Here is a 19,503-nt window from a genome sequence, read left to right as displayed (position 1 = left end):
GACCGAAATCGACTGTGTTTGTTCAGCTGAAAACATTCTTTCAACAAACTATGTCAGGGAATAAATCAGCGCAGCAAATGGGGAACAAATACACCTTTGTTCTTTTTTACAATTTGCCTGTTCAATAATACAATAATCCCAAAACAGGAAATGACATTATTACATTAACTATTGTTTTTCAACGCTTTGATCCTGCAAATGAAAACATGTTGCCCGGCAGGGCACAGCCTGATCCTCCGCCAGCCGGGCTGGCCCGTCCTGAAAAGCTCCGGGAATGCGCCATAATCCCGGCGTCTTGAAGCTTTTTCCACAGCCTCGCCGGGCATCACTTCCACCATTCTTGCATTGGGCGCCGCCGACGCCCGTGCAGGCTCTTTTCAGGCCTTCTGGCTCTTCCTTTCTTGCCAAACTGCATCCCGACATGAATCACAAAATCATGACTATCCCTTATTTTTCCATTTTCCTGTGCCTGGGCGCGGCATTTCCCGCTCTTGCCGGGGAAATAGCTTTCCCCAAACTGACCCTGGACGGCCATGTCAATGGCAATGCCGCCATCTCCTGCCAAATCGGCTTCCTGGCTAAAATCAAACATGATGAATAAACAAAAAGCATTCCCACCGCCAAATGGCCCCGGAACAGCGGACGGCCCTGGGCATCATTCCGGAAATGGTTGTCCTTGAATCCGCCAGGGAAAAGCGCGGCAAAAAAACGGCAGGGGAAAGCTTGCCGGGATGCAAAAGCAAAAGGAACAATTTGAGCAGGAACCGGCGCGGCCGGAAAAATACCGTGCGGGTCTACGGCCATACGCCGCCCTTGCCTACGCCGCCGGGCCTTATTCCTGCGGATACCGTGAAATCAAGGAACAACCCTGTAAAATAGCAGGGCTGAAGAACTCCGCCATGCTCCAGAAGGACCAGCTCGTCCATGTTAAAGCCATCACGGAAGGAACGGACATCATCGGCTACAGATCCTTTTCCGTGTTGAAATTCCTTCAATGGAGCACACCAGGAGAAAAGTAGTTGCCGTCCGGACTGTTTTTCCAGAGCCGTTTCTTTTCTCACCCTGTAATTAGGATATTTTTCCGGCAACAACTCTGGACGAACCGGCCGTATAGCACCGTCATGGAAATGATAGTTTCTCCGCTTTCCCTCCACAGGCAGGGAATAAATGGCACATCCGCGCAGAAGAATTCTTAAGAATGACGGAAGAGTTTTTTACTCCACTTTTTCAACTTCGCCTCCAGCTTTTCCCGGGGAGTTTTTCTGCGGCTGCTCAAATGATGGATGAAAAAATTCCTGTAATGATCCAGCCACAGCCCGTCTCCCCTTCTCCTCGCCTGCTCCACGGGGGAAGCAAAGATTTCCAACAGCGCCGCGGTCAGGTTATCTTCCTTTTCCTGCGCGCGCTCAATCTGCCAGGGCAGGCGCTTGGGCTCCTCCACCATGGAACGCCACAGGTCGTCATCCTCGTCAATTCTCCTGATCTCCGCCACTACTTCATCCAGGGAGGAAAAACGGTGGCAATTAATAAACGCCTTGGGATTATATTCCTCCTCAATCAATGGATTGCCCCAGTAGAGAGGAATGGAGCGGGCCTGGAAACTCGTGATGATTTTTTCCGTGGAGTAGCCCCTGTACCAGGCATTCTCACAAGCGATGGAAAATTTATAAGGGGTTTTCAGCAACACGCTTCCTTTCATCCAATCATCGGCTTCCCTGGGAAGGTCACAGGGCGTATTATTTAAATGTTTTCCTATGGCATTGACTTTCTTGTAGGCGGAAAGATGGGAGAACAACTGGATGCGGTACGGATGCCCTTCCCCATGGGAATAAATATAATTGCAGAATCCGCTTTTCCCGTCCAGGGCATCGGCTAAATGATCCGGAGACATACAGTCCAGCGAAGCGCGGTACGAAAAAAGATAGGGAGCTTCCAGCACGCGGCCGTCCAGGCCGGAAGGATCGAACCCGATGTGGTAGTCAAACAAGTTCAAATTGGGGGCAACGGCTTCTCCCAATACATCCATGATCGTAATTCTTCCTGCCGAGTCCTGCAAAAACTGAAGAAATACCTCCCTGGTGGATTTATACAGCCACGGAAAGGCGATAAGGAAATCCGCATTGTCTTTATCAATGTCAAACTCAAGGATGGAGGGATCAATGTTCCTGAAACGGTATAAAAACACCTTGATCTGCCATTCCTCGGCGCCTTCCATGAACCCGATCTTTACCTTCATTGCCGCTTTTCTAAAATACTGGTAAGGAATTATACAGGTCCAAGGCGGATAGTCAATGTGCACAGGATAAGCCCCTGGATATTTTTCTCCCGTAATAGGCTTGTTTAAAACACTTTTTGCACATCAGCGGAATTTCATTTAACCAAAACGGTGCTGAGGGCGTTTTATATGCCCGGATTAATCAACTTCTACAGAATCCCAAATGCGGCAGCGTGGCCAGGCCATGCGTCTTTTAGGGGAAACGAAGACGGCATAAAAATCTTGAAGAACGTCACCATGCAAAAGTTATTTGTCCTCCATTCCTTCCCGCAGTCAGAAAAAGAAGCTGGAAACAAATGCTGAACTTACCGGAGCAAATACGAATAGCCCGCTTTTAACAGGAATTTTCCATCAGAACAGATATAATGACTTTCGCCGTGGACAAAACAAACCTCCCGGGAATTCCCATAGAATTCCCGGGAGGGGAAGATTACGCATGAATGGCGTGCACCATGGCGGACAAGTCGTCGTCATACACGAACTTGCACTGGTCTCCACGCTGTTTGAACAACTCAAACAGGCGCGGCATGTCCGTATCCGGAACGGAAAAGCCTAGTGCATTCAGACGCATCTTTACGGCGTGCCTGCCGGAATGCTTGGTCAGGGGCAGTTCCGTAGCTCCCCAGCCGATTTCCTCCGGGTCCATGACTTCATAAGTGCTCCGGTTTTTCAAAACGCCGTCCTGGTGAATGCCGGAACCGTGGGCAAAGGCGTTCGCCCCCACCACGGCCTTGGAGCGCGAGACGGACAGGCCGCTCATGGCGGCCACCATGCGGCTGGTCCGCACCAGTTCCTTCGTCCGCACTCCGGTCTGCACGCCGGAAAAGAAGTCCGACCGGGAATGCAGCGCCATGATGACTTCCTCCAGGGCCGTGTTGCCCGCCCGTTCACCGATGCCGTTGATGGTGCCCTCCACCTGTTGCGCCCCGGCACGGACGGCTGCCAATGAATTGGCTACGGCCATTCCCATGTCGTCATGGCAGTGGACGGAAAGCCTGGCGCGGCTCACGTTGGGGACGTTGGATTTCAGGTAGGAAATCAGGCGGTAGTATTCCTCCGGCATCGTGTACCCCACCGTATCCGGAATGTTGACGACGGCGGCTCCCGCATCAATCACAGCTTCCACAATCTCCGCCAGGAATTCCGGCTCCGTCCGGGAAGCATCCTCCGCGGAAAACTGCACTTCCCCGCATAATCCGGAGGCCATGGCGACAGCCCTAGTGGCCATCTCCCTGATTTGCCCGCGGCTTTTTTCCAGCTTGTATTTCCGGTGGATGGGGGAGGTGGCCACCACCAGATGGATGCGCTCCCGGTCTCCGGCGACCTTCAACGCTTCATGGGCGGCAATGATGTCTTTCTCCACGCAGCGGGCCAGCCCGCAGACGCGGCTTTTTTTCGTGCGTTCCGCCACAGTGCGGACAGCGCGGAAGTCGCCGTCCGAGATGACGGGAAAGCCCGCCTCAATTACGTCCACTCCCAGAGCTTCCAGTTGCATGGCAACCTGTATTTTCTGCTCCACGGTCATCGCCGCGCCGGGGCACTGTTCCCCGTCTCTCAGCGTCGTATCAAAAATATGTATGTGTTCTTTCATTATAGTAAAAATGTTAAGGGTTCGTTCCTTCGGAAACTGCGCACGGAAACGTTCCTGTTCCGGAATCCTTCCTTTGGCGCAAATCAAGACCAGCCGTTTACTTCCCTCGCGCCGGAACGGCTCACCGGCGCATATCAAGATATCTTCACGGACTACCGTCCGAGAAGTAGCAATAGACGACCTTGAAGGAACAGGGTGTTCATCTTGCTTATTTTTACCATAACTCCGCCCTGAATGGGGGGAACAAGGCAGACGATGCATTTTTGACACGGTTTTGTCAAGGACGGCGGGATGTATGACCTTTTCCGGAGAAGAACCGTGCACGCTCACCTCCCCTTGTGGAGAAACTACATTTCCCGGTGGGAACGTATTTCCTGAATGGAGATGGACAGGGAGGCGCGGCCGCGGTACACATTGCGGTCAATCGTAAAGGCGATGTCCCAGGGGGGATTGGGGAGTTCCCGCTCCGCTCCGTTGAAGAAGATGGCGTCACGCTCCACCATGCCCTGCCGCATGAAGAGCTTCAAATGGTTGGTTCCCACGCGCTTGGGCGGTTCCGTGGGGAAAACGTCGGAACTCATGAAGAGGGGCTGGGGATTGGAGTTGCCGAAGGGCTCCAGCTTTTCATAGCTGTCCAGCAGGTCCAGCGTCAGCGCCTGGAAGGAGACTTCCATGTCAATGTTGAGCACGGGGCTGCGCTGTTCCTCCGTGGTGGTTTCAGAGACGTAACGGTTGAAGGCCTTGCGGAAGTCGTCCATGCGGGATTCCTCAATCACCAGGCCCGCGGCCATGTCATGGCCGCCGCCGGAAACCAGCGTATCCGCACAGTGGTGGATGGCCTGCACCAGGGATACGCCGGGGATGGAGCGGCCCGAGCCCTTCCCCACGCCGCTTTCATCAAAGGCGATGACGAAGGTGGGCTTGTGGTACCGCCTCATGAGCTGGGAGGCCACGATGCCCACCACGCCGGGATGCCACGCGCGGGAACCGAGCACGATGACGTTGTCCCGCTCCGGGTCAAAGGAGTTGTGAAGCATTTCCACCGCATCCGTCCGGATGGCTTCCTCTTCCTCCTGCCGCTTGCGGTTGTGGGAGTCCAGCATCTGGGCGAGCTGCACGGCGCGCCTGTTGTCCATGGTCAGGAGAAGTTCCAGGGCGTCCATGGGGGAGTCCATGCGCCCGGCAGCATTGATGCGGGGACCTATCCTGAAGCCCACATGCGCAGCGTTCAGGAAGCCCGCGTGGTTGGCGGAGTCTGAAGGGCGGATGCCCGCTATTTCCGTCAAGGTTTTCAGGCCCGTATGGCGGCTGTGCGCCAGCCTTCCCAGGCCGTGGCGCACCAGAATCCTGTTTTCATCCACCAGCGGGACGATGTCCGCCACGGTAGCCACGGCTACCAGGTCCAGATAAAGTTTCAGGTCAAAGGTTTTCAGCTTCCGCTCCTTCAGCAGGGCATGGGCCAGCTTGAAGACCACTCCCGCGCTGCACAGGTAGGTGTACGGGCTGTCCTCCTCAATTTTGGCATTGACCACCGCCACCGCGTCCGGCCGGCCCAGCGGCCCCGCCTCATGGTGGTCCAGAATGATGACGTCTATTCCCAGGCCGTTGAGCATGTCCACTTCCTTTACGGAGGAGGTGCCGCAGTCCACGGTAATGAGCAGGCTGGGTTTTTCCGCGCATTCGCAGAGGCAGCGCTCTATGCCCGCTTCACTGAGCCCGTAGCCTTCCCGGGAGCGGACGGGGATAAAGTACTGCGGGTCCAAGTCATAGGACATCAGAATGGCCCGCAGGAGCGCCACGGAGGTGACCCCGTCCACATCATAGTCCCCGTAAATGCACACGGTTTCCCCTTCATCAACAGCCTGGAAAATGCGGTCCACGGCGGCTCTCATTTCCCCCATCAGGAAGGGGTCGCTCAGGTGGGAAAGCCTGGGCTCCAGAAAGAGGTCCGTTTCCGCACCTCCGGTAAATCCGCGCTGCAGCAGGAGCTGCTTGACCAGCAAGGGCAGTTCTGCGGGAAACGCTTTCAAGACCGGATCATCCTCCCTCACGGAGGGGCGGAGAGTCCAATGAAAGCCCGGTGTCATGGAAGTATTTTATCCCGCCGCCCAACAGGGTCAAGGTTGTTTCCATAACAGGCTGTCAAAGCAGAAGAAAAAGGAAGGGCGCCCTGCTCCGGACAAAGGGGTTCTTTACGCCGTAATGAATAATGCGCATTCCCATATGGAAGGAACGGCCTTCATGCCGGATGTCCATGAACGGAAAAGCCCCGTCCGGATTTTCTCCGGACGGGGCCGTCATATCAGGCGCCAGCGCTTGATACCGTTATTTTTTAGAGGAGAAGATCACCTCATTGATGATCGCGTCCGGCTGGGGGGCCTTGTATGTCAGGCGCACGGCGGAAGTCCCGGGGGGAATGGCAAATTCAGAGGCTCCGGGGCCGGCGTTCCTCTTGCCCACAGGCACCCAGGCGCCCTCGCCACGGCGCGCCTGAATGGCAAAGGCGGCGGACCCTACGACTACTACCTTGGAGGCCTTGGGGTTGTCCAGGTTGGGAATGGTCACATCCAGGGGCTTGTCGGCACGGTAGACCGTTTTCAGGTTCCTGTCAGTCAGGGAGACCAGGCTGGTGCCGGGGTCCGAGGGGGGAACGTCAAATTTGAACATGTTCAGGATGATGTCCTGTTCCTTGCCGCTTTTGTTGACCAGTTTCATGCCCTTGATTCCCTTGGGGAGCTGGTTCGCCCTGGCAATGAAGTTTCTGCCCTGCTTGTCCAGCTTCTGTACCACGGGTTTGGCGGAGCCTTCCACGTCCAGCTCAACCTCAGCCCAGGAGTTGAGATCATCCCGTTCCAGGTTGACTTCCAGCCAGGTGGCGTCCGTGGGGCCTTCCAGTTGCAGGGAGATGAATTCGCCGGGCTTCATCTTGTGCGTTTCCATCACGCGGTTGATGCGCACGATTTTGTCGGATTTCTGTACGGAAACCCCTTCCAGCCCCGCCACATTGGAGGCGGCCATGGCTGCAGGAGGCGTGTTGACGGCTATTTCCCGCACGGCGGTCCAGACGGAGCGGCCATTGTCCGTTTTCTTCGGTTCAATGACGCGGTAGCGCACGGCACGGAGGGAGACGGGCTTGGGAGCCTGCCACACCACTTGCATGCCGGAGGTTTCCGGTCCCAGCGGTTTCCACGTCTTCATGTCCCGGGAGCCTTCAAGCTGTCCCCTGGCTACATAGTCGCCGTCCTTGTCATTGCGCCCCATGAGCACTTCCACGCTCCGCACGGGAATCTGCATGCCGTAGTCCACGCCATACCAGTCTCCCGGCTCGCCATAGGCACCGGAATGCCAGAAGGAGCCGCGGTCCCCGTCACAGAAGAGTTCCGCCTTGTCCATGCTGCCGCCCTTGACCAGGGGCTTGGGGGAAAGCGCCGGGGAGCCCGCAATGGCCGGGAAGGCTTTTTTGGAGACGATGTCCGCCAGTTCATTGACGGCGGGCGTCATCACACGGGAACCGGTCTTCACCACGGAACGGTACAATTGGCCTTCCTGGTTGTGGCGGCGGGAGATGCCGTCCATAGCCGCCAGGGCCTGCGTGGCCTGCACCAGCTGGGTTACAGCGTTCTTCGTGTTGTTTTCTTCCAGCGCCGCTACGGCATATTGTCCGGCGCGGCCCAGTTGTTCAAAGGCGTCCACCCACGCGCCGATTTCCTTCATCAGCCGGGGATTGTCCGCCTTGGCCCGGATGACGGGCGCGGCGGCGGCCATGCGCGCGAATTCCTTCTTGAGCAGGGCCGCATCCGCCTTCACTACCTTGCCTTCACGGGCCGCTTCCAGCACGCGCTTGACCACGGGTTCTATTTCCACGGATTCCTCGCGGCGGTAGCCGTGGCCGTTGGGGCCCTGGTCGGAGTTGTGGTTCACAAAAACCTGCATGGCTTCCGCCGCCTGCGGGAACAGGCGCTTGACGCCTTCCTTCCAGGATTCCTCCGATTTAAAGCCGTTGATGTTCCAGGTGTAGTCCGCAAGGCCGAAGAGGGAGACCTTGGACGCCTCCGGCTTGTCCATGGGGTTGGAGACGAAACCGCCCATGGATTCCTTGGCGCCCGGCTCCGTGGCGACGCCGTACACACGGCCCATGCACAGGTTGGAGCGGCAGTAGTCCGTCACCGGGAAGTTCCACCAGACGTAGGAAGGGCGCTTGATTCTTTTGTTCACCCACTGCTGGCCTTCCAGCGTGATGTCATGGCATACGGAATCCCCCGTCCACATGACATGGATGGAGGGGTCCAGACGGTCGCCCAGAATGTCCAGGTAGGTTCCCGGCTTGGGATCAGCCCAGCCGCGGTTGTACTCTGTGGGGCACATGACCAGGGGGGTGACGTCCTTCTTCACCTTGACGAATTCGTTGTTGATCTTGTTCAGCAGAAGGGCCTGCATGTCCCCCCTCTTGCCTTCGCCGAAGATGTCGTCAAAGAATACGGCGAAGGAGCGGACGCCCAGCTTGTACATCATCTCAAACTTTTTAATGACGTTGTTCATGTCCTCTTCCGTCCACTTGATGTCCTTGCCGGGGTGGATGGCCCAGACAAAGTCCACGTGGTTTTCCTTGGCCACCTTCACCAGTTCCTTGATCTGGGCGGCCTGGTCCGCGGGATAGGGGTCCCGCCAGTGGGGGGAGGAGTGGTAGGGATCGTCCTTGGGCCCGTAGATGTATGTGTTCATCTTGTTCCGGCCGTAAAAGCGCAGCTGGCTCAAACGGGCTTCATGGCTCCAGGGGGTGCCGTAGAAGCCTTCTACCGTTCCGCGGAATTCAATGTCCGGCCAGTCCGTGATTTCCCCCACGGGCAGCGTCACGCCCTCACCCCCGGTTTTCGTGCCCAGCTGCCGCAGCGTCTGCATGGCGTAAAACGCGCCGCGTTCGTCATGGGCGCCTATGGCCACTTTTCCCTGCGGGGAGATGACCAGCTTGTAGGCGCCCGATTTTTCCGGAACCCCGTTCAGCAGCTTGCTCCCGGCCGTCTTGGCGGAGCGGATGACCACGGAAGGCTTTCCGGAAAAAGCGACCGTCTGGGAGGAGAGTTTGGACTGCTGGGGAGCCGGATACACGGCGGGCGCCCCCGCAAGAGCGGAACCGCCCAGCAGGGCCGCCACGCTCAAACCACATTGAAGAAGTTGAAAGCCATTCATGATTATGCGCGATAATGGAATCAAAAAAGACTTTCCACCTCAAGAAAAAACGTTTTGTTCAGACACTGCAATATGTCAACAGGAGGAAAACGCAGTCAGGCCCGGAAGATGCCGGCGGATGGAAAAGATTCCCGGGATGAATCCTTTCTCCCCCGGCCTTTTAATCAACCATCCCTGACGTTAAGAGGTTTTTAATTCCATTGCACGGTATGGACGGAAAACGCAGCTTAAGGACGCCACGGCGGAACAATCCGGAAGATGAATGGATTAAACTTCCGTCTCCCGTCCATGGTTTTCCCTCCCAACGGGATGGCCGCGCATTCAGTCCGGCCCTCCCATGTCCCCTTTTGCATCTTGCAGTTCCGTTCTTAAGGTGTAAAATACATTTTCCCTACCCCCCTTCCCTCCCCATGGAATTTTTCATTCTTCTGCTGGTCCTCGGCCTGCTTTCCGGAATGGTCTTCACCTTTGTGAAGGCCTGCCAGGTCACTTCTCTGGAACAAAAAGTCTACACCCTGGAGACGGAAGTCGCCCGGCTGAAAGAACGTTTGGATCCCCGTTCCTCTCCCCGGCATGTCCCCGCAGAGACCAGGAAGAGACTCCCGCCCCCTGCGGAAAGCCCGGCCCAGCCTGTCCGCACGCTTCCCCCTGCCTCTCCGGGCCGGGAACCCGTCCAGGCCCTTTCTCCCCGGCACAGCGTGCAGACGGCCCGGAACATCAAACCCGCCGCAGCCCTGCCCGCTTCCTTTTCCTGGGAATACTTCATCGGCGCCAAGCTGCTCTCCTGGATAGGGGGATTCGTCCTGTTCCTGGGGACCGGCTTCTTCGTCAAGTACAGCATTGACAATGACCTGATCTCTCCGGAATGGAGGGTGGGCCTTACGTACCTGGCGGCAGCCGTCCTGCTGGGCGCCGGGCTGTCACGGCTGAGGAGGAAGTACCCCATCCTTTCCGGCACGCTGACCTCCACGGGCATTCTGGTGCTGTACCTGGCTACCTGCGCCGGGCGCATGTTTTACGAGCTTCCCTTCTTCACCCCTGCCATAGCCTCCGCCCTGCTGGCGGCCACCACGGCGGCCGCGTTTGTCCTGGCGGTGCGGCTGCGGTTCCGGGTGATTGCCTTTCTGGGCATCATCGGCGGGTTCCTCACCCCGGTCATCCTGTCCACCGGCCAGGACCATACGGTTTCCCTGTTCCTGTACATGACCATCCTCAATGCCGGATTGCTCGCCGTCGTTGCCGCCACCAGGTGGACGGCCGCCGGCGGCACGGGCCTAGCGGCTTATACCATCCTGCTGATGGGCTGGTTTGACGAATACGGGAGTCCCTCCCATGTTGCCGCCGTAGCCGTCCTCTCCCTGTGCACCCTGCTGCTGTACGGCGGCTACGGCCTGTATGCCGGCAAGCGGCAGCCTGAACCTGAGAAAAAGGGAATGCCCTTCTTCCTGGCCTTCTGCGCCATTGCCGTGACCTGCCTGGCGGCCTTCCGCCTGGAGTCGGAGTGCAGCTTCCGGTTCCTTTCTTTTTCTTCCCAGGCGCTCCTCCTGCTGACAGGCATGCTCCCCATGATAGCCCTGCTCCCCCTGGCACGCGCCAGAGCCACGTACTGGGGATGCTTCCTGCCCATGGGGCTTTTTACCGTCTTCTTTTTTTACCAGTCTTCCGCAGCGGGGTTTACCCAGTCCCCCCTCTGGCTCCCCGCCCTGCTGCGGGGGCTGTTCTGCCTGTTCATGATTCCGGCGTCCTACACGGTGCTGTCTGCACGCACGCCCTCCGGAGGAGCTTATCTGGCGGAACTCCAGCCGGGCATCAGGATTTCCTGCTTCGCCACGGCGGCTCTGGCGTGGCTGCTGGTCATGCCCCCGTCCGCCTCCACCCCATTATACGTTTTCCTGACAGCCGCCGCATTCTGCGTGATGGCCGTCCGGCACCAGAGGGGGCAGGCCCTGGTGGTCGCGGCAGCCGGGTACACGCTGGCGGCCTCCTGCCAGCAAATTCATCCCGTGGGTTCCGCAGCCGTTTTTCTGGCGGTCTTCCTGCTTCCCCTTGTGCTGGTCCGGCGGTTCCGCAACGGCCTGCTGGCGTGGAGCGCCTCCGCGCTGGCGGCTCCCCTGTTTTACCTTTCCTGGCGGCTCTTCGGGATGGATCATTTTCCGGAGTCCGCCCGTTTCTGGGAGGCAGCCGTCGCCCTCTCCTGTGCGGTTCCTCCCCTGCTGGCTGCCCTGTACTTGCAGAAACTTCCCGCTGAAACGCTTTTGAAACGTTCTTCCGTACTCAGTTTCTACTATGGGGCGGGAATCGGCATGGTGACCCTGGCCATCGGCCTCCAGTGGACCGGAGCCCCCCTGACCGTCGCCTGGTCCCTGGAAGGGCTGGCCCTTCTGCTGCTGTGCGCCAAATTCCCCCTGCCCAGGCTGGCCTGGACGGGTTTTCTCCTGCTGGCTTTCCTGTTTGTCCGCAACGGGCTGTCCCAGGCCTTTGTCCTGCTTGACCCGGCGGGAATGCCGGCCCTGCGCACGATGTTTGCCACCATGGTTTTCTGCTGCATGGCCGGAGCCTGGTGGGTGCAGAGAAAAGTGGCGCCCCGGCTGCCGGAAAACCACAAATCCCGTCTCCGCATCATGGTCACGATCCTGAATATCTTTGGAGCCATTCTGCTCTTCATCTGGATGAACACGGAGATTTCCTGCGGCTTCGCCGCGCCGGGAGACCGTCCGCTGATGATCCAGTTCGGGAGCAGCGTGGCGCAGGACCTGACCATCTCCATCGCCTGGAGCCTCTTTGCCCTGGGGCTGATCGCCACGGGATTTGACATCAGGTCTTCCAGGGTGCGCATGGCGGGGCTAGCCCTGCTGGGCATCACCCTGTTGAAAGCCGTCTGTTACGATATTTCCAGCCTCGGGCAGCTTTACCGCGTGGGAGCCCTCGTGGGGCTGGCCGCCATCGTGCTCATTTCCTCCTTCCTGTACCAGAAGTTCAATATCAAGCTGCGGAACAAAAAGAATCCCCGGGGGGAGGCGCCAAAAAGTTAGCGTCATCTTACTTTAGAAGACAAATTTGACCATTGCATCACCAGCCGGGCGGTCCATAATGCGGAACATGCTCCGGCGCGTTCTGATTCCTTTTCTGTGTCTTCTGGGCCTGTTCTGCACTCTTCAGGCTCAGGATGCCCCCGCCCTGAAAATAGCGGCCCTGCATCCCATCCTAGGAGATATGGCGCGCGCCATCGGCGGCAGCCATGTGCAGGTGGCGGACCTGCTGCGCCCCAACGGAAACCTGCACAGCTTTGAACCCGCACCGCAGGACATCGCCGCCGCCGGGCAGGCGCGCCTGGTGCTGGCCTCCGGCAAGAATCTGGAGCCGTACCTTCCCAAGCTGAAGGACGCCCTGGGCGGAAAAGCGCAAATTCTGGACCTAGGGGCCTCCATTCCGGACGTTCCCGTGGCGGCGGACACCGCAGACCATGACCATGACCACGGGGATGACTGCTGCGCCCACGGCCCCAATGACCCCCACTGGTGGCATACCCCGGCCAACATGAAACGCGCCGCCCGCGCCCTGGCTGCCGCCCTCACCCGGATGGACCCGGCCCATGAACAGGATTACAAGGCGGGACTGGCCCGGTGGAACAGGAAGATGGACCAGCTTTCCTCCTGGGCCAGGAAGGAGCTTGCCGATATTCCGGAAACAGACCGCATCCTGGTAACGGGGCACGCGGCCATGAACCATTTCTGCAAGGAGTTCGGCTTCCGCAGCATCAGCATCCAGGGGGTGAGCCGGGAAGACGAGGGCAATTCCGCCCAGCTGGCCTCCACACTGAAGAAACTGCGCGCCGCCGGGGTAAAAGCCCTGTTCCCGGAATATTCCTCCAACCCCAAGAGCCTGACGGAGATCGCCAAATCCCTGAACATCCCCGTCGCCAAACCGATTAATACCGACGGGCTGGCTCCGGACGGCCACACTTTTGAGACCATGTTCAAGCAGAACGTCGGCATCATCAAGGAAGCCCTTTCCCCGTCACCCAAACCATGACCAGCTCCCCCCTGCGACAGTTTCTCCCGGCCCTGGGAGTCGTCATCCTGCTGGGGCTGTTCCTTTACCGAATGACGGCCGGGACCCCTCCGGCGCAGGAAGCGTCCCGTCCGGCTCCCGCAGAGCAGTCCGCGGACGTCGTTCCCACAGTCATTACGGTCAGGTGCGCGCACCGTCCGGAGTTCCTTTCCATCTCCCAGGGAAGCCGCGTCCTCTGGCAGTCCGCCGCGCCCGGCCTGCATGAAGAAGTGGAATGCGGCCTTCCGCTGGCAAACGGCTCCGTCACCCTCACCGTTTCCGCCCGGTGGCCGGAAAACACGCCGGACACTCCCGTCACGCTGGAACTGGAACCGGAGGGGAGGGAAGCGGCCTCCGCCACGCGGTGGTCCTTCGGCCCTTCCCTGAACGACAGCTACTCCTTCTCATGGAAATAAACAGTCCAGACCCTCACTGCGCCCGGGACCACATCTGCTGGGGGGCCCACGCCAGCCATCCGGACCGCCATCGGCTGGAAGTGCGGAACCTCAGCGTGTATTACGGGCGGCTTCTTGCCCTGAACGGCATCAGCTTTTCCATCACCTGCGGGCACACGCTGGCCCTGATGGGTCCCAACGGCGCGGGAAAATCCACGCTGATCAAGGCCCTGGCCGGCCTGATCCGGCCTGATTCCGGAGAAATCCTGTGGAATGGCCGCCCCCTGCATGATACGCCGGGAGAAATAGCCTACCTGCCCCAGCGTTCCGACGTGGACTGGTCCTTCCCCATCACCGTGCGCGCCCTGGTGGAGATGGGGCGCTACCCGGCCCTGGGCCTGTGGAAAAAGTTCGGGGCGCATGACCGGGACATCGTGGAGAAGTCCCTGCACGTGCTGGGCATGGAGTCCCTGGCGGACCGCCAGATTTCCGAGCTTTCCGGCGGCCAGCAGCAGCGGGCCTTCCTGGCGCGGGCGCTGGCCCAGGAGGCCCACGTCCTCCTGCTGGACGAGCCTTTCACGGGGCTGGACGCCCCCGCGTGCCAGTCCCTGGGGCACCTGCTGGATTCCCTGGCGGCGGAAGGCCGCCTGGTGATCGCCTCCCATCACGACCTGAACACGGCGGCGGATATTTTTGACACTGTCCTGCTGATGAACCGGGAACTGGTCGCCTTCGGTCCCGCCAGGGAAGTGCTTACCACCCGGCGCATCAGTGAGACGTATGGAATGGAACCCCAACCGGAGGCCCGGCTTTCATGATGGACGATTTTCTTCAATTCCTCCGCGAGCCCATCGCCCAGCGCTCCCTGCTGGCCTGCGTCATGATCGGCTTTGCCAACGGCTTCGTCAGCGGGCTGGTTATCCTGAAAAAATCAGCCCTTCAGATCGGCACGCTGTCCTGCGCCCTGCTGCCGGGCATTGCCCTGGCCGTGCTGCTCTTCGGCCTCACCCGCTGGAGCCTGCTGACGGGCGCCGTGGTGGCGGCCCTGCTCGTCGGGCTGGGGTCCCTCTTCGTCTCCCGCACATCCCGGCTGAACCAGGACACGGCTCTGTCCATCCTGCACACCACGGCCTTCGCCGCGGGCTTCATCGTGCTGGTGCGGCTGGGGCTTCAGCAGAAGATAGACGACTGGCTGTTCGGCTCCATCATGAGCCTGTCCGACTCCGACCTGTGGATCGCCTTCGCCATCAGCTCCGTCAGCGTCCTGATCCTGCTGCTTTTCCGGCGCCCCATCCTGATCTATCTGTTTGACCCGGACATCGCCACCACATTGGGCATCCCCTCCCGCCTCATCAGCTACGGCATCTTCACCCTCATCATCCTGGTGCTGGTGTCTTCCCTCCAGGCCGTGGGCGCCTTCCTGACGCTGGGCCTGCTTGTCGGTCCCGCCGCCACGGTGTACATGCTCACCAACAAGCCCTCCCACCTCTTCTGGGGGGGCGGAATCATCGGCGGGCTGGGCTCTTTGCTGGCCTTCTACCTGTCCTTCCCGCTGGGCTGGCATCTGGGCGCAACCATCATTCTGGTGCTGGGAACCATCTTCTGCGCAGCCTATTTGTATTCATCACGGTGCGGGCTTTTGAAACAGCGCAGAAAGAATTCTTCCTCCGTACAATAACAAGGCCCGTTTTCATGACAATCCATGACACGCAGACTACTAGTCCGCCGTGGGGGTTGCCATTATAATGCGGGTTGTGAAAAAATGTGAGATATGCTCTGCACCGGCAACGGTGTTCCTGACACAGATCATCAACGGGAAGTCCACCAAATTCTGCCTCTGCGCCAAATGCGCCCAGGAGCGGGGCCTGCTGGACCCGGACGCCTTTGATCTGGCGGAGAAACTGTTCCCGAACCTTCAGGGGCAGTTCGGCAAGGAAGGAGCAGCGGATCCCTCCGCCCCCATTCCGGCCCTCCAGTCCCTCCCGCTCACAAGCTGCCCGATCTGCTCCTTCACCCTTCAGGATTACAAAAATGTAGGACGCCTGGGCTGCAGTGAATGCTACAACGTCTTTGAAGAAGAGATTCTCCCTCTTCTGGCCCAGATTCAGCCTGATTCCCACCATCACGGAAAGACGCCTGAAAGGGCGGAAAAGCGCGAAACGGAAACCCACACCATCAGTGATCTGGAACAACAACTATCCCTGGCAGTAGCAAGAGAAGATTATGAACGCGCGGCCAAGCTCCGCGATCAAATCAAGCAATTGCGCACGCCGACCAATTAACCTACATGCTCTTTGACGACTTACTGAACAACCCCGCCAAATGGATGGTGGAATCACGGGATGAACACGACATCGTTCTGACCTCCCGCATCCGCCTGGCACGCAATCTGACCGCCACCCCCTTTCCCGGCTGGGCCACGCGCCAGCAGAGGGAAGACACGCTGAAGCTTACTTCCGGAGAAGCGCGCCAAATCCCCGTCATGAAAGGCGGCTACTACGCGGAACTCTCCGGGCTCACCCAGCAGCAGAAGCAGCTGCTGGTGGAACGCCACCTCATCTCCCGGGAACTGGCCGCACGCGCGGAAGGCTGCGCGGTGCTCATCTCACGCAGCCAGAACGCCAGCATCCTCTTCAATGAGGAGGACCACCTGCGCCTGCAGTACATCCTGCCCGGCATCCAGCTTAAAAAGGCATGGGGAGCCATCTCCAAAATAGATTCCGAGCTGGAGGCCAAGCTCCCGTACGCGTACAACACGCGGCTGGGGTACCTTACCGCCTGCCCCACCAACCTGGGCACGGGCATGAGGGCCTCCGTCATGATGCACCTGCCGGGCCTGGTCATCTCCGAACAGATGCAGCAGGTCGTCCAGGCGGCCGTGCAGCTCAACATCACCGTCCGCGGCCTGTACGGGGAAGGAACGGAAGCCACCGGCAACTTGTTCCAGATCTCCAACCAGACCACGCTGGGAGACAGTGAGGACCGGATCGTGGAACGCATGACCCGCTTCACCTCGGACCTGGCCCATCAGGAATGGAACGCGCGCAGGCGGCTTCTCCAGGCCTCCACCCTCCAGGTGAAAGACCGCGTTTCCCGCGCCTACGGCCTCCTGACCAACGCCACCCTGCTCTCCACGCAGGAGGCCCTGGGGCTGCTCTCCTTCCTCCGGATGGGAGCCTCCCTGGACATCTTTTCCCACCAGGCATTAAAAAACGTCAATAAAACCATACTGAACATTCAGCCGGCCCACCTGGCCCGCCTGTCCACCACGGACCAAACCACCCCGGAACACAGGGACCAGATCCGTGCGGACATTATCCGGAAGGAACTGTCCGGAGATTAATGCAACAACAAAACATCTTCATAAAACATGAACAACTTTACGCCTAGGGCGCAACAAGTGCTGGCGCATGCACGCCGGGAAGCGGACCGCTTCAATCATCATTACATAGGGACCGAACACCTGCTCCTTGGCCTGCTCAAGCTGGGCAAGGGCGTAGCCGTCACCATCCTGGAAAACCTGGGGGTGGAGCTTACCGCCGTGCGCAGGCAGGTGGAGGAACAGATAGGCCGGGGTACGGAACCCCAGGCCGAGGGCAACATCCCCTACACCCCCAGGGTGCGCAAGGTCCTGGCCATGGCCAACCGGGAAGCCCAGGAACTCAACCACACGTACGTGGGCACGGAGCACCTGCTCCTGGGCCTCATCCGGGACGGAGACGGCGTGGCCGGGCAGATTCTGCGCCACTTCGGCGTGGACCTGGAACAGGCGCGCCGCGAGCTGCTGGACGTACTCACTCCCAAGTACCAGATGGACGCGGATGAAGACAACATCATCCCGGACGACGATGACGACGAGGAGGAAAACGACTCCCCCGCCATCCCGGCGGATGAGCCTTCCTCCCCCTCCTTTTCCAGGCAGCAGAAGTCCAAGACGCCCGCTCTCCAGGCCTTCGGCCGGGACATGACCCAGCTCGCCAGGGACGGCAAGCTGGACCCCGTCATCGGCCGGGCCTCGGAAATTGAGCGCGTGATCCAGATCCTGTGCCGCAGGAACAAGAACAATCCCGTCCTGCTGGGTGAGGCCGGCGTGGGTAAAACCGCCATCGTGGAGGGACTGGCCCAGGAAATAGCCCAGGGCCACGTTCCGGAACTCCTGCGCAGCAAGAGGGTCATCTCCCTGGACCTGGCGCTGATGGTGGCCGGCACCAAGTACCGCGGCCAGTTTGAAGAACGGCTCAAGGCCGTGATGGATGAAATACGCCGGGAAGGCAACGTCATCCTCTTCATTGACGAGATGCACACCATCGTGGGCGCGGGCTCTGCGGAAGGCTCCATGGACGCCTCCAACATTATCAAGCCCGCCCTCTCCCGCGGGGAGCTCCAGGCCATAGGCGCCACCACGCTCAATGAGTACAGAAAACACATTGAGAAAGACGCCGCCTTGGAACGCCGCTTCCAGCAGGTGCAGGTGGGGGAACCCTCCGTGGAGGATACCATCCAGATTCTGGCCGGCATCCAGCCCAAATATGAGGAACACCACAAGGTGCATTATACGAAGGAAGCCATTGAAGCCTCAGCCAAGCTCTCCCACCGTTACCTCACGGGGCGTTTCCTGCCGGACAAGGCCATCGACATCCTGGATGAAGCCGGGGCCCGCAAGCGTGTCTCCCAGATGACGCGTCCGGACCACATCAGCGAGATGGAAGCCGGAATCGAGCAAATCAGGGAACGCAAGGACCAGGCCGTGGAAGCCCAGCTCTTTGAGGACGCCGCCCGCCTCCGCGACGAGGAAAAGCAGGCCAAGGCGGAACTCCAGAACATGCTGGACACCTGGCGGAACTCCTATGAGACCAATTACGTTCCCGTAACGGATGAAGACGTGATGAGCGTGCTTGCCAAATGGACCGGCATTCCGCTGGCCCGGATGGAGGAAAAGGAGACCACCAAGCTTCTGCGCATGGAGGAAGAACTGAAAAGCAAGGTCATCGGCCAGGACGAGGCGGCCTCCGCCATCGCCCGCGCCCTGCGGCGCAGCCGCGCGGACATCAAGGACCCGCGCCGCCCGATCGGCTCCTTCCTCTTCCTGGGGCCCACCGGGGTGGGCAAGACCTATCTGGCCCGCAACCTGGCGGAAATCATGTTCGGCACCGCGGACGCCCTGATCCAGGTGGACATGAGCGAGTACATGGAAAAACACACCACGTCCCGCCTCATCGGTTCGCCTCCCGGCTACGTAGGCCATGACGAAGGCGGCCAGCTCACGGAAGCCGTCCGGCGCAGGCCCTACTCCGTCATCCTCTTTGACGAAGTGGAAAAAGCCCACCCGGACGTCATGAACCTGCTGCTCCAGATTCTGGAAGAAGGCAGCGTGACGGACTCCCTGGGGCGCAAGATCAACTTCCGCAACACCATCATCATCCTGACCTCCAACGTGGGGGCCGCCTCCGCCAAGAGGCAGAGCACCATGGGCTTCGGCGCCATGTCTGCCGACAGCGCGGATTACGCGGCCATGAAGGAAAAAATCCTGGAGGAAGCGCGCAAGCACTTCCGCCCGGAATTCCTGAACCGCTTTGATGACATCTCCGTCTTCCGCATGCTGGAACGGGATGACCTGGAACGCATCGTGAAGCTGGAAGCGGACAAGCTCATCTCCCGCCTCAAGACCAAGAACATCACGCTGGCCCTGAGCCCGGAAGCCCTGAGCCTGATCATCAAGAACGGCTACGATCCGCAGTACGGGGCACGGCCCATGCGCCGCGCCATCGAACGGCTGCTGGAAGACCCGCTGGCGGAAGCCCTGCTGCGGGGAGACGTGAAACCCGGCGACAAGATTGAAGCCGTGGAAACGGACGGAACGGAAACGCTCACCTTCCTGCACGTCAAGGACAAGGCGTCTCCGAAAGCCAAGACGCCCCGTAAAAGGACGCCCCGCAAGCCGAAGGCGGAATAACCCTACGGACAACCATTAGACAGGAACCCTCCGCATGAATCCATGCGGAGGG

At 59.5% G+C, this 19,503-nt stretch carries 14 protein-coding genes; 10 read left to right on the top strand and 4 right to left on the bottom strand.

Translation table 11 applies throughout. From position 1 onward, the window contains the following. Positions 1–436 precede the first annotated feature (436 nt). A complete protein-coding gene (locus HHJ06_RS05660; RefSeq protein ID WP_215428383.1) occupies positions 437–601 on the top strand; it encodes a hypothetical protein in 165 nt (54 codons plus the stop codon). 130 nt (positions 602–731) lie between these two features. Further along, the gene (locus tag HHJ06_RS05655) at positions 732–1,019 is read left to right on the top strand and encodes a hypothetical protein (protein WP_215428382.1); all 288 of its coding nucleotides are present in this window, start codon (positions 732–734) and stop codon (positions 1,017–1,019) included. A 173-nt stretch (positions 1,020–1,192) separates the two neighbouring features. On the opposite strand, the gene HHJ06_RS05650 is transcribed toward HHJ06_RS05655, so the two are convergent. From HHJ06_RS05650 to HHJ06_RS05635, 4 genes are all read right to left on the bottom strand, one after another. After that, positions 1,193–2,236 carry a glycosyltransferase family 10 domain-containing protein gene (locus tag HHJ06_RS05650; protein ID WP_215428381.1) on the bottom strand — a complete coding sequence of 348 codons (1,044 nt, stop codon included), beginning with the start codon at positions 2,234–2,236 and terminating at the stop codon, positions 1,193–1,195. A gap of 469 nt (positions 2,237–2,705) precedes the next feature. Continuing rightward, complete coding sequence (locus HHJ06_RS05645) at positions 2,706–3,866, bottom strand: 2-isopropylmalate synthase (protein ID WP_215428380.1); 1,161 nt, start codon at positions 3,864–3,866, stop codon at positions 2,706–2,708. A gap of 347 nt (positions 3,867–4,213) precedes the next feature. After that, complete coding sequence (gene recJ, locus HHJ06_RS05640; RefSeq protein ID WP_251841434.1) at positions 4,214–5,896, bottom strand: single-stranded-DNA-specific exonuclease RecJ; 1,683 nt, start codon at positions 5,894–5,896, stop codon at positions 4,214–4,216. 295 nt (positions 5,897–6,191) lie between these two features. After that, positions 6,192–9,053, bottom strand: coding sequence for a beta-N-acetylglucosaminidase domain-containing protein (locus HHJ06_RS05635; RefSeq protein WP_215428378.1), 2,862 nt, complete (start codon positions 9,051–9,053; stop codon positions 6,192–6,194). Positions 9,054–9,463: 410 nt separating this feature from the next. Here HHJ06_RS05635 and HHJ06_RS05630 point away from each other — a divergent pair, with 410 nt between their 5' ends. The 8 genes from HHJ06_RS05630 to HHJ06_RS05595 all read left to right on the top strand — a co-directional run bounded on the left by HHJ06_RS05630 (position 9,464) and on the right by HHJ06_RS05595 (position 19,451). Continuing rightward, positions 9,464–12,085 carry a DUF2339 domain-containing protein gene (locus HHJ06_RS05630; protein WP_215428377.1) on the top strand — a complete coding sequence of 874 codons (2,622 nt, stop codon included), beginning with the start codon at positions 9,464–9,466 and terminating at the stop codon, positions 12,083–12,085. A 67-nt stretch (positions 12,086–12,152) separates the two neighbouring features. After that, a complete protein-coding gene (locus tag HHJ06_RS05625; RefSeq protein ID WP_215428376.1) occupies positions 12,153–13,085 on the top strand; it encodes a metal ABC transporter substrate-binding protein in 933 nt (310 codons plus the stop codon). Then, the gene (locus tag HHJ06_RS05620) at positions 13,082–13,519 is read left to right on the top strand and encodes a hypothetical protein (protein WP_215428375.1); all 438 of its coding nucleotides are present in this window, start codon (positions 13,082–13,084) and stop codon (positions 13,517–13,519) included. The genes HHJ06_RS05625 and HHJ06_RS05620 overlap by 4 nt, the downstream gene beginning before the upstream one ends. After that, complete coding sequence (locus tag HHJ06_RS05615; protein ID WP_251841433.1) at positions 13,510–14,316, top strand: metal ABC transporter ATP-binding protein; 807 nt, start codon at positions 13,510–13,512, stop codon at positions 14,314–14,316. The genes HHJ06_RS05620 and HHJ06_RS05615 overlap by 10 nt, the downstream gene beginning before the upstream one ends. Beyond that, on the top strand, positions 14,313–15,176 hold the full coding sequence (locus tag HHJ06_RS05610; RefSeq protein ID WP_215428374.1) for a metal ABC transporter permease: 864 nt from the start codon (positions 14,313–14,315) through the stop codon (positions 15,174–15,176). The genes HHJ06_RS05615 and HHJ06_RS05610 overlap by 4 nt, the downstream gene beginning before the upstream one ends. A gap of 112 nt (positions 15,177–15,288) precedes the next feature. Next, the gene (locus tag HHJ06_RS05605) at positions 15,289–15,780 is read left to right on the top strand and encodes a UvrB/UvrC motif-containing protein (protein WP_215428373.1); all 492 of its coding nucleotides are present in this window, start codon (positions 15,289–15,291) and stop codon (positions 15,778–15,780) included. 5 nt (positions 15,781–15,785) lie between these two features. Then, complete coding sequence (locus tag HHJ06_RS05600; RefSeq protein WP_215428372.1) at positions 15,786–16,841, top strand: protein arginine kinase; 1,056 nt, start codon at positions 15,786–15,788, stop codon at positions 16,839–16,841. Between the two features lie 27 nt (positions 16,842–16,868). Then, complete coding sequence (locus HHJ06_RS05595) at positions 16,869–19,451, top strand: ATP-dependent Clp protease ATP-binding subunit (protein ID WP_215428371.1); 2,583 nt, start codon at positions 16,869–16,871, stop codon at positions 19,449–19,451. Positions 19,452–19,503: the final 52 nt, after the last annotated feature.

It is taken from the genome of Akkermansia muciniphila, assembly GCF_018709685.1.
Lineage (GTDB): Bacteria > Verrucomicrobiota > Verrucomicrobiia > Verrucomicrobiales > Akkermansiaceae > Akkermansia > Akkermansia muciniphila_E.
Note: the sequence above shows the minus strand (reverse complement) of the source record. Positions and strands in the feature narration are given on the sequence as shown.